At 44.2% G+C, this 15181-nt stretch carries 16 protein-coding genes; 1 reads left to right on the top strand and 15 read right to left on the bottom strand.

All coding sequences use genetic code 11. The features are described 5' to 3' along the window. Positions 1-26: 26 nt before the first annotated feature. From bamB to FTV29_RS10765, 15 genes are all read right to left on the bottom strand, one after another. Positions 27-1175: an outer membrane protein assembly factor BamB gene (gene bamB / locus FTV29_RS10835; RefSeq protein WP_180075502.1), complete on the bottom strand. Its 1149-nt coding sequence runs from the start codon at positions 1173-1175 to the stop codon at positions 27-29. Then, complete coding sequence (locus FTV29_RS10830) at positions 1172-1867, bottom strand: tetratricopeptide repeat protein (RefSeq protein ID WP_180075501.1); 696 nt, start codon at positions 1865-1867, stop codon at positions 1172-1174. The genes bamB and FTV29_RS10830 overlap by 4 nt, the downstream gene beginning before the upstream one ends. A gap of 30 nt (positions 1868-1897) precedes the next feature. Then, the gene (gene hisS / locus FTV29_RS10825) at positions 1898-3193 is read right to left on the bottom strand and encodes a histidine--tRNA ligase (protein ID WP_180075500.1); all 1296 of its coding nucleotides are present in this window, start codon (positions 3191-3193) and stop codon (positions 1898-1900) included. Positions 3194-3196: 3 nt separating this feature from the next. Next, complete coding sequence (gene ispG / locus FTV29_RS10820) at positions 3197-4318, bottom strand: flavodoxin-dependent (E)-4-hydroxy-3-methylbut-2-enyl-diphosphate synthase (RefSeq protein WP_005172685.1); 1122 nt, start codon at positions 4316-4318, stop codon at positions 3197-3199. 23 nt (positions 4319-4341) lie between these two features. Further along, complete coding sequence (locus FTV29_RS10815) at positions 4342-5133, bottom strand: DUF4115 domain-containing protein (RefSeq protein ID WP_180050994.1); 792 nt, start codon at positions 5131-5133, stop codon at positions 4342-4344. After that, the gene (pilW, locus tag FTV29_RS10810; RefSeq protein ID WP_005172689.1) at positions 5124-5924 is read right to left on the bottom strand and encodes a type IV pilus biogenesis/stability protein PilW; all 801 of its coding nucleotides are present in this window, start codon (positions 5922-5924) and stop codon (positions 5124-5126) included. Before pilW ends, FTV29_RS10815 begins: the two co-directional genes overlap by 10 nt. 14 nt (positions 5925-5938) lie before the next feature. After that, positions 5939-7174, bottom strand: a complete 1236-nt coding sequence (gene rlmN, locus FTV29_RS10805) for a 23S rRNA (adenine(2503)-C(2))-methyltransferase RlmN (protein WP_005095669.1) — start codon at positions 7172-7174, stop codon at positions 5939-5941. Positions 7175-7296: 122 nt separating this feature from the next. After that, positions 7297-7728, bottom strand: a complete 432-nt coding sequence (ndk, locus tag FTV29_RS10800) for a nucleoside-diphosphate kinase (RefSeq protein WP_004647460.1) — start codon at positions 7726-7728, stop codon at positions 7297-7299. A 110-nt stretch (positions 7729-7838) separates the two neighbouring features. Further along, positions 7839-8039 carry a Fe-S cluster assembly protein IscX gene (gene iscX / locus FTV29_RS10795; protein ID WP_005172695.1) on the bottom strand — a complete coding sequence of 67 codons (201 nt, stop codon included), beginning with the start codon at positions 8037-8039 and terminating at the stop codon, positions 7839-7841. Positions 8040-8126: 87 nt separating this feature from the next. Further along, positions 8127-8678 (bottom strand): phosphatase PAP2 family protein, encoded by a 552-nt coding sequence (locus tag FTV29_RS10790; protein WP_180075508.1) that lies wholly within the window; start codon positions 8676-8678, stop codon positions 8127-8129. 30 nt (positions 8679-8708) lie between these two features. Further along, positions 8709-9980 carry a glycosyltransferase family 1 protein gene (locus FTV29_RS10785; protein WP_005095661.1) on the bottom strand — a complete coding sequence of 424 codons (1272 nt, stop codon included), beginning with the start codon at positions 9978-9980 and terminating at the stop codon, positions 8709-8711. 91 nt (positions 9981-10071) lie between these two features. Then, the gene (locus tag FTV29_RS10780) at positions 10072-10305 is read right to left on the bottom strand and encodes a hypothetical protein (RefSeq protein WP_159516235.1); all 234 of its coding nucleotides are present in this window, start codon (positions 10303-10305) and stop codon (positions 10072-10074) included. A 389-nt stretch (positions 10306-10694) separates the two neighbouring features. Beyond that, entirely contained in the window at positions 10695-11711 is a 1017-nt protein-coding gene (ilvC, locus tag FTV29_RS10775; RefSeq protein ID WP_005172704.1) for a ketol-acid reductoisomerase, read from the bottom strand. A 104-nt stretch (positions 11712-11815) separates the two neighbouring features. Continuing rightward, positions 11816-12307, bottom strand: coding sequence for an acetolactate synthase small subunit (ilvN, locus tag FTV29_RS10770; protein ID WP_004813125.1), 492 nt, complete (start codon positions 12305-12307; stop codon positions 11816-11818). Beyond that, positions 12304-14031 carry an acetolactate synthase 3 large subunit gene (locus FTV29_RS10765; RefSeq protein WP_034608751.1) on the bottom strand — a complete coding sequence of 576 codons (1728 nt, stop codon included), beginning with the start codon at positions 14029-14031 and terminating at the stop codon, positions 12304-12306. Before FTV29_RS10765 ends, ilvN begins: the two co-directional genes overlap by 4 nt. Before the next feature lie 687 nt (positions 14032-14718). Here FTV29_RS10765 and FTV29_RS10760 point away from each other — a divergent pair. Further along, entirely contained in the window at positions 14719-15069 is a 351-nt protein-coding gene (locus FTV29_RS10760) for a DUF4124 domain-containing protein (protein ID WP_180075499.1), read from the top strand. Positions 15070-15181: the final 112 nt, after the last annotated feature.

Below are 15181 nucleotides of genomic sequence, written 5' to 3'. Positions count from 1 at the left end.
CTAGTTTAACATAAGGCTCGTTAAAATTAACGGTTCTGCCAAATGCTTAATGCGCCCTTGCGTGTAGAAACATAAAGCTGGTTGTCGATCACGCGTAAGTTACGCACTTCACCAGAGGTTTTCGAACGACCAGTAATTTGTCCGGTACGCGGGTCAATCAGGTGCAACACACCATCCAGATCACCGACCACCAAATCCGTGCCTAACATCACTGGATTACTGAGCTGACGATTCAGCAATTGATCATTTTCCCAAAGCGGTTGACCCGAGCTAATCTCAAAAGCTTTAATTTTGCCATCAGTTTGCGCCACGAATACGCCATTTCCGACAACTTCTGGACGCTGGATGCTGCTGGCATCTTCACTCCAGATCACTTGCTGTGAAGCCAAGTCCAGCACAGTCACCTGACCTTGATAACTGGTCGTCACCACAAACTGACCTGCAACGACCGGCTCACCGTCAATATCGACCAGACGCTGAATATCAGAACGGCCATCCGACACGGCGACACGACGCTGTAACTTTGGTACGCCACTTAAGGCATCCAGTGCATAAATATACGCATTTGAAGATGCAATCAGCACATTACGCGCATCTAATGGCACAGGAGCCGCCATACCACGCAGGCTGAATTGTACATTAGGCAGGTTATAAGTCCAAACTTGTGCACCGCTTGCCACTTCATGCGCATAGACCATACCGTCATTGCTCACACTAATCACACGACCTGCATGAATCAGTGAAGGCGCCAGTAAAGCACCCGTCAATTGTGCAGTCCATTTTTGCTCACCGGTTTGCTGATCGAGTGCAAACAGTTGGCCCTTCTGGCTACCGACAACAACCAGACCCTCGGCCGCTTCAACGCCAGAACTTAGATTATCTTTGCTGACTTTTTTCTGCCAAAGACGCTGTTTGCCCTTAAAGGCAGACACTTCACCTTTCGGATCGATGGCAAAGATCACACCATTGTCTGCATCCAGACGGAGACGCAATGGATCGGCAGCATCTGTCGCAGATACACTGGTGGAAAATACAGGAACCAGTGTTTTGGCTTGGGTCAGTTTTGGAAGTGGATTCGGTTTTACTTCTGGAACTTTATTTGTTTTACCTGCACAGCCAGCCAGTGCAAGCGTTAAAACAGTCAAGGCACAGGTAATTTTGTATTTTCTATTCATGCAGCTTCTTCCGCTTGTGTTTCTATAATTGGGCGTTCGATTTCTGGATCATCGACCAACACGCCTACGCTTTCGAGCTTAATTTGTAAAATCTGACGTTCTTCTTTACGTTCAATCAAGGCATCCCATGCACTTTGATATACTTTTTTCGCATTTTCAATATCATTTTTGGCAACATAGATATCGCCACGTGCTTCATCGGCAGTTGCTTTAAACGCAGGTTCAGTCACTGCTTCTAAAGTTTTCAATGCAGCATCATATTTTTTCTGTGCCAGTTGCGCATAAGCCAGACGAAGTTTGACCACCTGAACCAGACCTTTATCGTCTAGTGTCGAGTTTTCAACTTTTTGTAGCGCTTTCTCAGCCGCAGCATAATCTTCTTTGTCATAGGCCAGTTTCGCCATGACCAGCTGAGTCTGAATGGCCTGAGCTGAATCTGGTGCTTCTTTGACAATTTTGTCCGCAGTTTCAGACAGCTTGGCAAAGGCATCGCCCTGCGTCGCCTGTGCATCATCCATCAACTGCTGAACCTTGGCAGTGTGCATTTGCGACTCTGCCAGGTTTTTCTTCTGCCAATATTCCCATCCAAAAAAGGCAATCAGCGCAATCAAAATCCCTGTAATGATCGAAGAACCATACTTCTTCGTAAAGGATTTTAAGTTTTCAAACTGTTCATCACCCACTGCGCTCATGAGACTACCCTTTTCCTGATGTTTTATCGATTATTTTAAAGAAATTTTAGCACTAAAAAATGCAACGAAGTCCGTAAATGGCACATTCGATTGCTCTGCGGTTGCCAGTTCTTTCACTGTAAAAGTCTGCGCTTCAAGTTCACGCTCACCTAAAATCGCAGCAAACAAAGCACCGGCCTGATCGGCCTTTTTCATTTGCGACTTCATTGAACCTTGAGAGCCCACTTTCAAACGCACCTGACTCCCCGCTGCTTCAAGCTGATCACGGATCTGTTCAGCAATGACCAAGGCTTGACCTTGAGAAGCCGGTTCAGCCACCAGGAATACTTCACAATCACGCGTTGGTGTATTGTCTTCAACCTGTTCAAGCAGAAGCAATAAACGTTCGATACCCATGGCAAAACCAACCGCAGGTACAGACTGATCAGGCTTGCCCTTCAATTGACCAACAAGACCGTCATAACGGCCACCGGCACACACGGTTCCTTGTGAACCTAAATGTGTTGTAGTCCATTCAAACACAGTTTTGTTGTAGTAGTCTAAGCCACGTACCAGTTTTTGGTTGATCACAAAACTCACGCCGGCATCAGTCAGATACTGTTGTAACTGGGCAAAATGCGCCAGAGTTTCTTCACCCATAAAGTCATGCAGTTTCGGTGCATTTTCTAGGATGCTTTGGGTTTTGGCATCTTTAGAATCCAGAATACGCAGTGGATTCGTGGTCAGACGGCGCTGAGAATCTTCGTCCAGATCGGCTTTATGTGACTCTAAAAATTCAACCAAGGCTGCACGATAGGCTGCACGTTCGTCCGATTCACCGAGTGTATTTAACTCAAGTTGAACCTTGTCCGCTACGCCCATACGTTTCCACAGACGTGCAGTCATCAAAATCAGCTCTGCATCCATGTCCGGAGTCGCCACACCAAAGGCTTCTACACCAAACTGGTGGAACTGACGGTAACGGCCTTTCTGTGGTTTTTCATAACGGAACATTGGCCCGATATACCAGACGCGAGGAGTTGCACCACGAAGCAGATTATGCTCCAGCATGGCACGTACACAGCCTGCAGTTCCTTCAGGGCGTAGTGTCAGAGACTCAGGCGGATTACCTTTGTCCAGAAAGGTATACATTTCTTTTTCAACGATATCGGTGGCATCACCGATCGAACGTTTGAACAGATTGGTCTGTTCAACGATAGGCAAACGGATTTGTTGATAGCCATAAGCATCCATCAAACCCGACAGATGCTGTTCAAGACGTCTCCAAGCTGGGCTTTGCGTTGGGAGAATGTCATTAAAACCTTTGATTGCGACGATTGAACTCATGATCTACTCAGAAAAACTTGTACGAATAATTTCTTTAGATTTAGCTTCTTCAAGCTCGGTAACGCGTTGACGAACCATATTTTCGATTTCATCAACCAGTTGATTGGTATCAATTAGATGGCTTTTTTCACCATTACGATACACCAGTGAACGTGGCGCAGCACCTACGACACCGATATCGGCTTCTTTAGCCTCGCCCGGCCCATTTACTTTACAGCCAATCACCGAGACATCCATCGGGGTACGGATATCTTCCAGACGCTCTTCCAGTTGTTGCATCACTGAAATCACATTAAATTCCTGACGTGAACAGCTTGGGCAGGCAATGAAGTTAATGCCGTTAGAACGCAGACCCAGCGATTTTAGAATATCAAAACCGATTTTAATTTCTTCTTCAGGCTCGGCAGCAAGCGAAATACGCATGGTATCGCCAATGCCTTCCATCAGCAAACCACCCAAGGCGATTGCAGATTTAACCGAACCTGTACGGTAAATACCGGCTTCGGTTACACCCAAATGTAGCGGATTATCAATTTGCTGAGACAGCAAACGATACGCATCCATGGTCAGGAACACATTGGATGCTTTAACTGAAATTTTAAATTCCTGAAAATCCAGACGGTCTAAAATGTCGATATGACGCATCGCAGATTCAAGCAATGCTGCACCTGTCGGCTCGCCATATTTCTTTTGAATGTCTTTTTCGAGTGAACCGGCATTGACACCAATCCGCATTGAAATATCATTATGACGTGCTGCTGCCACCACTTCACGAATCTTGGCTTCTGAACCGATATTGCCCGGGTTAATCCGCAAACAGTCTGCACCGAAGTCCGCAACTGCCAAAGCAATTTTATAGTCGAAGTGAATATCAGCCACCAAAGGCACATTCACCTGCTTACGAATTTCACCAAATGCTGCCGCCGCTTCCATCGTAGGCACAGAAACCCGCATGATGTCTGCACCGGCATCGACACAGCGCTGAATCTGTGCAACCGTGGCTGCCACATCACAGGTTTCAGTATTGGTCATAGACTGGATACTGATTGGTGCATCACCACCCACATAAACTGAACCGACACGAATTTTACGTGTTGGACGACGTTTAATTGGATTTACGATCATGGTTTTGCTCTACTCTTGATCTGTTAAGGTGACAAACGGAATTCTGCTTTTCCGTTTACGGTATAAGGTGACAATGAAATATTTTCATTATTCAGGCTGAGTGATACAGCTGCCGCATCATCAAGACGAATCTGGAATGGCGCTTCACCATTGAGTTGCAAACTCGATGCCTGACGGCCAGTCGCTAAAACGTTACCGGCTGAATCGACGATATGCACAGAGGTCGGACGGTTAAAATCGAGTTTTAGCTGGTCGCCAGACAGTGCGGCGCCTGCATCCAGATTCAGAATCTCGATATTGGAAGCACCGACTCCAGAAACTTCACTGCTATTTTGCGAATTACTGCTCGACCAGTTTTGAATCATGGCAAACAGTGCACCCAAAATTAGCAGCAAGACCAGCGTAATAAAAATGCGCTTTAACCATTTACGGTTACGGTCACGCTTGGAACCTGGCAATTTCCCCATAATTTTGATGGGGGAATTATTCAGCGCATGATTGGGCAACAAACCCGTATCATTGGTATAAATTTCATCAAAACGCTGAATAATAGTCGACGCATCTACACCCAAAAGTTTGGCATAGATCCGGTAATAGCCTTTGATAAAAGTCGCCTCAGGCAAAGACTTATATTCATCCTGCTCAAGTGCAGTCAGGGTTTTGACCGGAATATTCAGCTCTTTGGCTACATCTTCCAGATCACGTTGCTGATTGAGACGAATCTGACGCAAGTACTCGCCCGGACGTTGAATATTTCCTAACGCATTTGGAGCTACGCTCGAATGATTCGAAGGTGAATTAGGATTTACTTCCATACGGCCTCAGTACTGTACTGTAATTGCAAATAACGTTGGTATTCCTGGCTTTCAGGAAACAATGCACGTAACTGGTTCACCAATACCTGCATCCCCAACTGATCACCACTGGCACGCGCAGTGCGAATGCCAACCCAGAGCGCACGGGCACCCTGATTTTTCTGTCCCACACCACGCGCAAACTGTTGATACAGTTGTGTCGCTGCCGGGAACTGCTGGTTTAAATAAAAAATTTCTGACAACTCTAACATTGATATATATGAATCGCGATTCGCCTGAAGCGCCTGTTTGAATGATTTTTCAGCATTCACCACATCGCCCATTTTCAGGTAAATACGTCCCATATTTTCCAGCGCACGGAAACGCTGATCATAACCTAAAGTTGCACCGGCAATGTTAAACTGCTCGATCGCATCATTATAGCGTTCTAGCTGATATAAATACGTGCCATAGTTGTTGCGTGCCTGTGCATTTTTCGGATCTGCCGAAATTGCACGCTTGAAATAAGCATCTGCTTTCTCAAGATTGAGCTGACTACCTTCCTGTTGCAATAGCACGCCCATCATCATATTCGCTTGCGAATCACGCGGAGTCGTTTCGAGTGCCTGATCCAGCGCACGTTTGGCTGCATCTAGGTCACCTGTTCTTAAATATTCTGCCGCCAATTGGGTACGGACTTTGGTGGCTTTTTCAGGATCTTTCTGACCCAAATCTGGCGTTTGACATGCAACCAAAGCTAAAGACACACATACTGTTGAAATCAAAGCAATTTTAGATGTTAGATTTCTCAACTGGCGACCTCTTATTATCCTTGTGAACGCATAATCTCATTTGACTGCGCAATTTTCTTTTTCCACTGTTCCGCACGACGGGTACGATCAGCCACTTGACCTACAAGCTGTCCACACGCCGCATCAATATCATCACCGCGTGTCTGACGAATCGTACACACAAAACCGGCATCAGACAAAGTTTTTTGGAAAGAAATAATGCGGTTACGGCTTGAACGCCCATAAGGCGCGTGCGGGAAAGGGTTGAATGGAATCAAATTAATCTTGCTAGGCAAGTTCTTCAGCAGCTTAATCATTTGCTGTGCATGTTCAGGATGATCATTCACACCATCCAGCATCACATATTCAATGGTGACGTGTTTACGTGAACTTTCATTACCATCTTTGGCGATATAACGCTGACACGCTGCAATCAGTTGTTCTAACGGATATTTCTTGTTGATTGGCACCAGTTCATTACGCAGTTCGTCATTTGGTGCGTGCAATGAAATGGCCAGTGCCACATCAATGTCTTTGACCATTTGGTCGATTTTCGGCACCACACCTGATGTCGATAAGGTCACGCGACGTTTCGACATGCCATAAGCAAAGTCGTCCAGCATAATGCGCATTGAATTGAGTACGGCATCGTAGTTAAGCAGTGGTTCGCCCATGCCCATCATGACCACATTCGTGACTGAACGTTCACGATCTGCCACAGGCACATCTTCCATATAGGAATAGTTCGCCACCCACAACTGACCAATGATTTCTGACTGGTCTAAATCGCGCTGAAAACCCTGTTTACCGGTTGAACAGAATGAACAGTCCAGTGCGCAGCCCACTTGAGACGAAATACACAAGGTACGACGTAGGCCGCTACGATGTTCAGCAGGAATCAATACAGTTTCGACGAGTGAGCCGTCACCATCGCCAACACGGAAGACCCATTTCCGGGTGCCATCTTTAGAATAATTTTTATGCACCACTTCGGGCGCTTTAATTTCACAAATACGTTCCAGTTTTTCACGCAGCTTGCCCGAAATATTGGTCATCTCGGCAAAATCGGTCACGAAAAATTGGTGAATCCATTTCATTACCTGCCCGGCACGAAACTTCTTCTCCCCCATATCCTCAAAGAATTTCTCCATTTGCGGACGAGACATGCCGAGTAGGTTCACTTTTTCCACAGCATTCTGCTGTGTGGGAGTGGACGGAGATGGTTGCTGTGCAGCTGAAACTGCAGATACAGCGACGACTTCAGTACTCATGTGTATTACCTAAACCATGCCTAAAGATCAAAGGAGAAGCTCAATATGTGAGCAAAGAATTATTCAAAGAATAAAAAAACCAGATAAGTATAATAACACTTATCTGGTTTGAATACTGCGAATTAACGAGTACGTGGAGCAATCTCAGTTTGAGCGAAGAAGTAGTTAACTTCACGGTCAGCTGATGCTACAGAGTCAGAACCGTGAGCAGCATTTTCGTCGATGCTTACAGCGAAATCTGCACGGATTGTACCAGGAGCAGCTTCTTTAGGATTCGTCGCGCCAAGGATATCACGGTGAGCAAGAACAGCGTTTTCGCCTTCAAGAACTGAAACAACCACTGGACCAGAAGTCATGAAAGCAACGAGGTCAGCAAAGAAACCACGTTCTTTGTGCTCAGCGTAGAAGCCTTCAGCTTCAGCTTGAGTCAAGTGTTTCATTTTAGTTGCAACGATTTGAAGACCAGCTTTCTCGAAACGAGCAAAGATGTCGCCGATGTGGTTTTTAGCAACTGCGTCTGGTTTTACGATAGATAAAGTACGTTCGATAGCCATGATAGGCTCCTTAAGTCAATTGTTGACATGAAAATTTGGCGCATTATACCGAGATAATGCGCACTTTTCTGCTTTTACACTGTAAAAATATGCTTTTTTCAATCGGGCACTTAACGCGCTTCGTCAATCCATGCCATTTGAATCGCTTCCAGCAGACCTTCTGTGGATTTAGTCGGGTCATCTGCAAACTCAGGCAAGGCACATACCCAGGCGTGTAAATCAGTAAAACGAATCCACTGCGGATCCACATCTGGATGCGCTTCGTAGAGTTCAATCGCGATATCGAGGGTATCAGTCCAACGTAAACCCATCTCTATTTCTCACCATATTTGCTTTAATGCTGTACTTTAGCAAATTTATAAAAATCTGCGAGCTTTCGCCTCAGTTTTCACTTATTTTTACAACATAATATTGAGATAAGGTGCGCTCAGCACAATGACCACGGCCATCATGCCTCCGATCATTGCCCCAACTGCGACATCACTTGGATAATGCAATCCCAGAATCATGCGCGATAAAGCCACCAGCAGCGTAAAAGGGAGCATCAACAGCAATAATAGCGGTGCAACATAACCCAAGACCGTGGTTGCCATTACCGCATGCAAGGTATGTCCAGACGGAAAACTAAAATGATCCAGCGGCCGCTCACCCAGTCGAATCACCTGATGCACCTGATAAGGTCTTGGACGTACAGTTTTTGTTTTGAGAATTTTATAAATCAGCGTACCGAACGTTCCGCCCAAAATGATATAGAGCATCTGTAGCCCATACTCCAAGCCACGAAGTCCCCATGCAGCAAAACACATCACATACCAAAACACGCCATCCCCCAAACAGCTAATGATTTTAAAAAAAGCAGCGATTCGATTTGAGTGGGAGAGATGATTGAGGTAGACACAGCCTTTTAAATCTATTTCTAAAAATTTGAGTTTGGCATTGTGGATTTTCATCATGTTGCTCCCGCTCTTGTTTTAATTAGGTCATTTATTTTGCCTTGTGATTGAGTACAGAACCTGTTCAAACTGCTCTACAGGATGTTGCCATCCGACCTTCTGTGCACAGTGTGAAGCATACACACCCATTCTTCTAAGTGTGTGATAATCTGGTAACTTTAAGATATTGGCTGTTAAATCTTCTTGCAGACCCAGTGAGCTGAGCCAGCCTGTTCGGTCGTGTTGTACATGTAGATGTGCACAAGCATAATCATAAGCAATAACCGGTAGTCCACTGGCCATCGCCTCCAATACCACATTGCCAAAGGTTTCAACCTGACTCGCAAAGCAAAACACATCGGCACTGGCATAGGCTTCAGCAAGCTGTTGACCACGCAAACTCCCGGTAAACACAATCGAAGCATCATGATTCAACTGCTCTAAGCGCTGTCGGTCTGGACCATCTCCGACCACCACCAGACGCACATCCTGACAATGCATATGACGCAATGTGAAATATGCCTGAATCACCACTGGTATTTCTTTTTCAGGCGATAAACGCCCGACATACAACATGACACGGGTCTCTTTGGAAGCTCCCCAGCTCTGGCGTAGGGAATCAGAACGCCATTTAGGTGAAAAGGCTTGTGTATCTACCCCTCGTCCCACCACAACCAGTGGACACGTCACTCCAAATTTGCGGAGTGCTTCGGCAGTCTCACGACTCGGTACACAGGTAATTGCGGTATGATTATGAAACCATTTGAGATAATGCTGAATAGGTTTAACCAAGAATGCCAAATCAAAGAAACGGCTAAATTCCTGAAATGGAGAGTGAAAACCGCTCGATACAGGAATTTTAAGGAATCTTGCAGTTTGCTGCGCGGCAAGCCCTAATGGGCCTTCTGTGACGATATGCACTACATCGGGTGCAAAGACTTCTACCGCATGGCGAACTTTTAGAAACTGCGGCCAACCGAACTGTAAGCCTGAATATTTGGGAATACGCTGTGCTTTAACCAAACATTCCCGATAGGGTTGAAATTCAGCACAGATGCCTTTTTGCTCGGGTCGAATCAATAAAATTTTATGCCCCTGTTTTTTCAGCCCTTTGCAGAGTTGTAACAGTGAATGGGCTACACCATTAATTTCAGGTGGCCATGTTTCGGTCACTATGGCAATTTTTAAGCGGGGGCGTACCAAATCTGCAAGCGCAGATGATTTTTGAGGACTTTTCAGACGTTGCTGTTTTAAGTCAAATTGAAAGCCATCAAGGAATGCTTGTTGTTTTGTTAAGGCTTGGCTGTAGGGCTGATTCATGTCGCACCTATCTTACTTATGTATGTTTTAAGCAAAGCATAGGTGTTCTGTGTGACTGTTTGATGAAGTAGCAAAAACTTAATAATGGGTGCTATGCAACCCGAAATGAGCCTTCTGAATTGAATATCATTTTGGCTGTAGAAGCTTTTTGATCTTTAATAGTTAGAATTAATCCTTTGTAGTAATTAGGGTCATTACAATCAATAAATACATCACGCTTAAAAATATCTTTTATCTCAAAAACTAAATTGCTCTCAATAAAATCATTAATATTTATTAGATTCTTTTCTGTACTAATCTCAAATCCTAAGCATTTAACTTTCATGCATTTTCCAATAAAAAATCCCATAATAACGAGGTCTTTATAGCATAAAATTCAACCAAAAGAAGTATTAATTCTTCTCCTTATCAACGATTTTGTTTACTTGAATCCACGGTACGAAAAAAATAAAGCACTGCTTTATTCTTCTTGAGGCACGTAACGTTAATACTAACTTCATTATCACACAAAAAAAGCCCCTGTTAAAAACAGGGGCTTTTTGACTTAGACATTAGAACTTAGTTCTTTTCTTTGTCTACGATTTTGTTTGCTTGAATCCAAGGTACGAAAAAGATGTAAGCACTGCTTACATCTTTTGAGGCACGTAACACCAAAAATAAAAAACCCACTCAAAATGAGTGGGTCTTCGCATTCAAATCAATTGATTCGAGAAATTAGTTTTTCTCTTTATCAACAATTTTATTTGCTTGAATCCAAGGCATCATCGCACGAAGTTTGTTACCAGTTACTTCAATACCGTGAGCAGCGTTTTGACGACGACGTGCAGTCATTGAAGGGTAGTTTAAAGCACCTTCTTGAATGAACATCTTCGCGTATTCGCCAGATTGAATACGTTTAAGTGCATTACGCATCGCTTCACGAGACTGCTCGTTAATTACTTCAGTACCCGTTACATATTCACCATATTCAGCGTTGTTCGATACTGAGTAGTTCATATCCGCGATACCGCCTTCGAACATCAAGTCAACGATCAATTTAAGCTCGTGTAGACATTCGAAGTACGCCATTTCAGGCGCATAACCAGCTTCAACCAAAGTTTCGAAGCCCATTTTAACCAGTTCAACTGCACCACCACAAAGAACTGCTTGCTCACCGAAAAGGTCAGTTTCAGTTTCTTCACGGAATGAAGTTTCGATAATACCAGTACGGCCGCCACCTACGCCTGAAGCATAAGAAAGTGCAACGTTACGCGCGTTACCAGATGCATCCTGGTGAATTGCGATTAAGTCAGGAACACCTGAACCACGCTGGTATTCAGAACGTACTGTGTGACCAGGTGCTTTAGGCGCAACCATGATTACGTCAAGGTCAGCACGTGGAACAACTTGGTTGTAAAGAATCGAGAAACCGTGAGCAAACGCTAAAGTAGCACCTTGCTTGATGTTTGGCTCAATCTCGTCACGATAAAGTTGAGATTGGAATTCGTCTGGCGTCAAGATCATGACTACGTCAGCTTGCGCTACAGCAGCAGCAACTTCAGCAACTTTAAGACCTGAATTTTCAGCTTTTTTCCAAGAAGTAGAGTTCGCACGTAAACCTACAGTGACATCAACGCCAGAATCTTTCAGGTTAAGCGCATGCGCGTGACCTTGTGAACCGTAACCAATGATCGCTACTTTCTTAGATTGGATGATAGATAAGTCAGTGTCTTTATCGTAAAAAATTTGCATTGCTGTCTCCGCTTAATGCTTGTTTGTCTGTTTAAATCAGGCAATGACCCTTGTATTTACATTGCCTGATACCCCCTTCTTATTAGGATGAGGAAATATTTAAATTAGATGGTTAAAACTTTTTCGCCGCGCGCAATACCTGAAACGCCTGAACGCACCACTTCTAAAATGGTGTGTTCTGCAAGTGCATCAATAAACGCATCAACTTTTTCAGTCGTACCTGCGATTTGAATGGTATAAGTCGTTGGTGTTACATCGACAATCTGACCACGGAAAATATCTGCGGTACGCTTAATTTCGTCGCGAGATGAACCCAATGCTTTGACTTTGATCAGCATCAGTTCACGCTCAATGTGCGCACCTTCAGACAGGTCAACCACTTTCACTACTTCAACAAGCTTGTTGAGTTGCTTGGTGATTTGCTCAATCTTGTGATCATCGCCATAAGTGGTCAAAGTCAAACGAGAAAGTGTTGGATCTTCAGTTGGCGCAACGTTTAATGTTTCGATGTTGTAGCCACGCTGAGAGAATAAGCCCACTAAACGGGAAAGCGCACCTGCTTCGTTTTCAACAAGTACAGAGATGATATGTCTCATGCTGTGCGCTCCCCTTTTGCTAACCACATATCTTGCATCGATTGACCTGCAATCAACATCGGATAAACATGCTCAGTACGATCAACCATGACGTTAATAAATACGCACTTGTCGTTAATCGCCATCGCTTCTGCAAGTTTCGACTCAAGCTCATCGGCATGATCAATCTGAATACCGACGTGACCATACGCTTCCATCAACTTGGCAAAGTCAGGCAGTGACTCTACATAAGAGCTAGAATGACGACCTTCGTAATTCATGTCCTGCCATTGTTTCACCATACCTAAAGCACGGTTATTCAGACACAATATTTTTACGTTCAAGCCATATTGCTTACAGGTCGAAAGCTCCTGGATACACATCTGAATCGACGCTTCACCCGTAATACACACCACCTGTTGATCCGGGAAGGCAAGCTTCGCAGCCATCGCATAAGGCAAACCTACACCCATAGTGCCTAGGCCACCTGAGTTGATCCATTGACGCGGACGCTTGTATTTGTAATACATCGCACCAAACATTTGATGCTGGCCTACGTCCGAAGTAATGATCGCTTCGCCATTGGTCACTTTATCCAATACCTGAACCACTTGTTGCGGCTTCATCACACCATCAACACCTGCTGCATAACGACCGCCATGCACTTTGCGCCATTCATTAATCTGAGACCACCATGCCGCAATCACTTCAGGGTTTGGCTTGGAAACATTCAGCTGTTTCAACTGATTCAACATCTCAGTCAATACCGGCTCTACCGCACCGACAATTGGAATGTGCGCCATAATGGTTTTTGAAATCGTCGCTGGGTCGATGTCAATATGAATCACTTTGGCATTCGGACAGAATTTTGCCGGATTGTTGGTGACACGGTCATCGAAGCGCGCGCCTACACACAGAATCACATCTGCATTGTGCATGGTCATGTTGGCTTCATAAGTACCATGCATACCGAGCATACCGATGAACTGTTCATCATCACCCGGGAATGCACCCAAGCCCATTAAGGTATTGGTTACCGGATAGCCCAATAGATGCGCAAGCTCTGTCAATTGTGCAGATGCATTGCCTTGAACCACACCACCACCCGAATAAATTACTGGGCGCTTAGCATTGACTAATTCTTCAATCGCTTTACGAATTTGACCTGAGTGACCACGAAACGGTGGCTGATACGAACGCATCTTCACTTTTTCCGGGTATTCGTAAGCAAATTTTTCTGCAGGATTGGTCGCATCTTTAGGAATATCGATTACGACAGGGCCTGGACGACCAGATGACGCGATATAGAATGCTTTTTTAATGATTGCAGGAATTTCGCTGGCATGACGCACCTGGAAACTATGCTTCACGATTGGACGTGAAATGCCGACCATATCGGTTTCCTGGAATGCATCTTCACCAATCAGATGACTCGCAACCTGACCTGACAAAATCACCATCGGGATTGAGTCCATATAGGCCGTTGCAATTGGCGTTACCGTATTGGTTGCACCCGGACCTGAGGTCACCAGCACCACACCGGTCTTACCTGTGACGCGTGAGTAAGCATCCGCCATGTGACCGGCAGCTTGTTCGTGACGTACGAGGTAATGATTGATTTTGTCTTGTTGAAATAGCGCATCATAAATATGAAGAACTGCGCCGCCTGGGTATCCAAAAACATGTTCAACGCCTTCGTCCGCTAATGCGCGAACAAGCATTTCACCACCAGATAGAAGTTCCAACGTGATTCACCCTAATATTATGACACTGCACAAATGGGAGGCATTTGCAGTGTTTCATTTGTTAACTGTCTGCACTGTTATAGCACACAAATTTCATAGTTTTCATAGCAATAGGAAAAAAATCTGATCTTTTGGCTGTTCGAGCAATACAAGACCTAAAACATGTTGGGATAAACATATTTTGCTTAGCTTTGTTCAATTTCTCGGCTAGAGAAATCGCCCACTGCATGAAATGACACTTAGTCGAAGGGTGATCGATTAAGGCATATAAAACTATTGCAGCATTCTTGTGTTTTCAGGCTTTAAAGTCAAGTTTAAAAAACAGGCAATATGCGCTTAAAAACACCTGATTTGCTGTTTTTAACAGCAATCTAGAGCAAGGACAGTAATAAAGAATTAATCTAATAATATTTAATCCAATAAAATTCATAAACTTATATATTTAATTTTATAAATTTTTAGTATGTCTTATATAAAAAAAATGAATGAATTTTTATTAAATCCAGTAAAGTTGTTTATCAATAAATTTTGTGTCTGAAAATTTGCTCACCACTTCTACAAACGAGATGCAGAAGCTGTTCGATCCGTGATCATGAATAGAGCGGATAAAAATTCATTATTTTTACTGTGAAAATCACTACAATGTTTTGTAGTATTTTATGGCTAGAACACAGAGGCTCAAAAACAATGAAAATATCTTTTTTAACTGCCTTAAGTCTGAGTTGTGCAATTTCTCTGGGCATTTGTAGCAGTAGTGCTTCAGCAATCCAGTATTATAAATGGGTCGATGCCAAGGGCACCACGCACTATACAAAAACACCGCCCCCGAAAACAGCGAAAAAAGCCACAACTGTCGATACCTATGGCTGGAAAAATTCAGCACCGGCATCTCCAAGAACAGCTGAAACTGAAGTTCAAACCGAGAACACACCTCAAGAACAACTGCAACAGCCTCAAATTCCTGCGAATCAGGACCAGCAACAACGTGAAGCGAACGAAGCCTTGCAGCAATCTAAAAATCGTGCAGTTGCTTTATAAGACACCTCTATATAGAACAGCGTGTTTTTTCTTCGGGAAATGCCGGCGCAAAATTCACTTTTAGGTGCATTTTGCGCTATGCTGTGCAACAGACTTTTTTCACCGTAATTCA

Source organism: Acinetobacter sp. YH12254 (assembly GCF_013417415.1).
GTDB lineage: Bacteria > Pseudomonadota > Gammaproteobacteria > Pseudomonadales > Moraxellaceae > Acinetobacter > Acinetobacter pseudolwoffii.
Note: the sequence above shows the minus strand (reverse complement) of the source record. Positions and strands in the feature narration are given on the sequence as shown.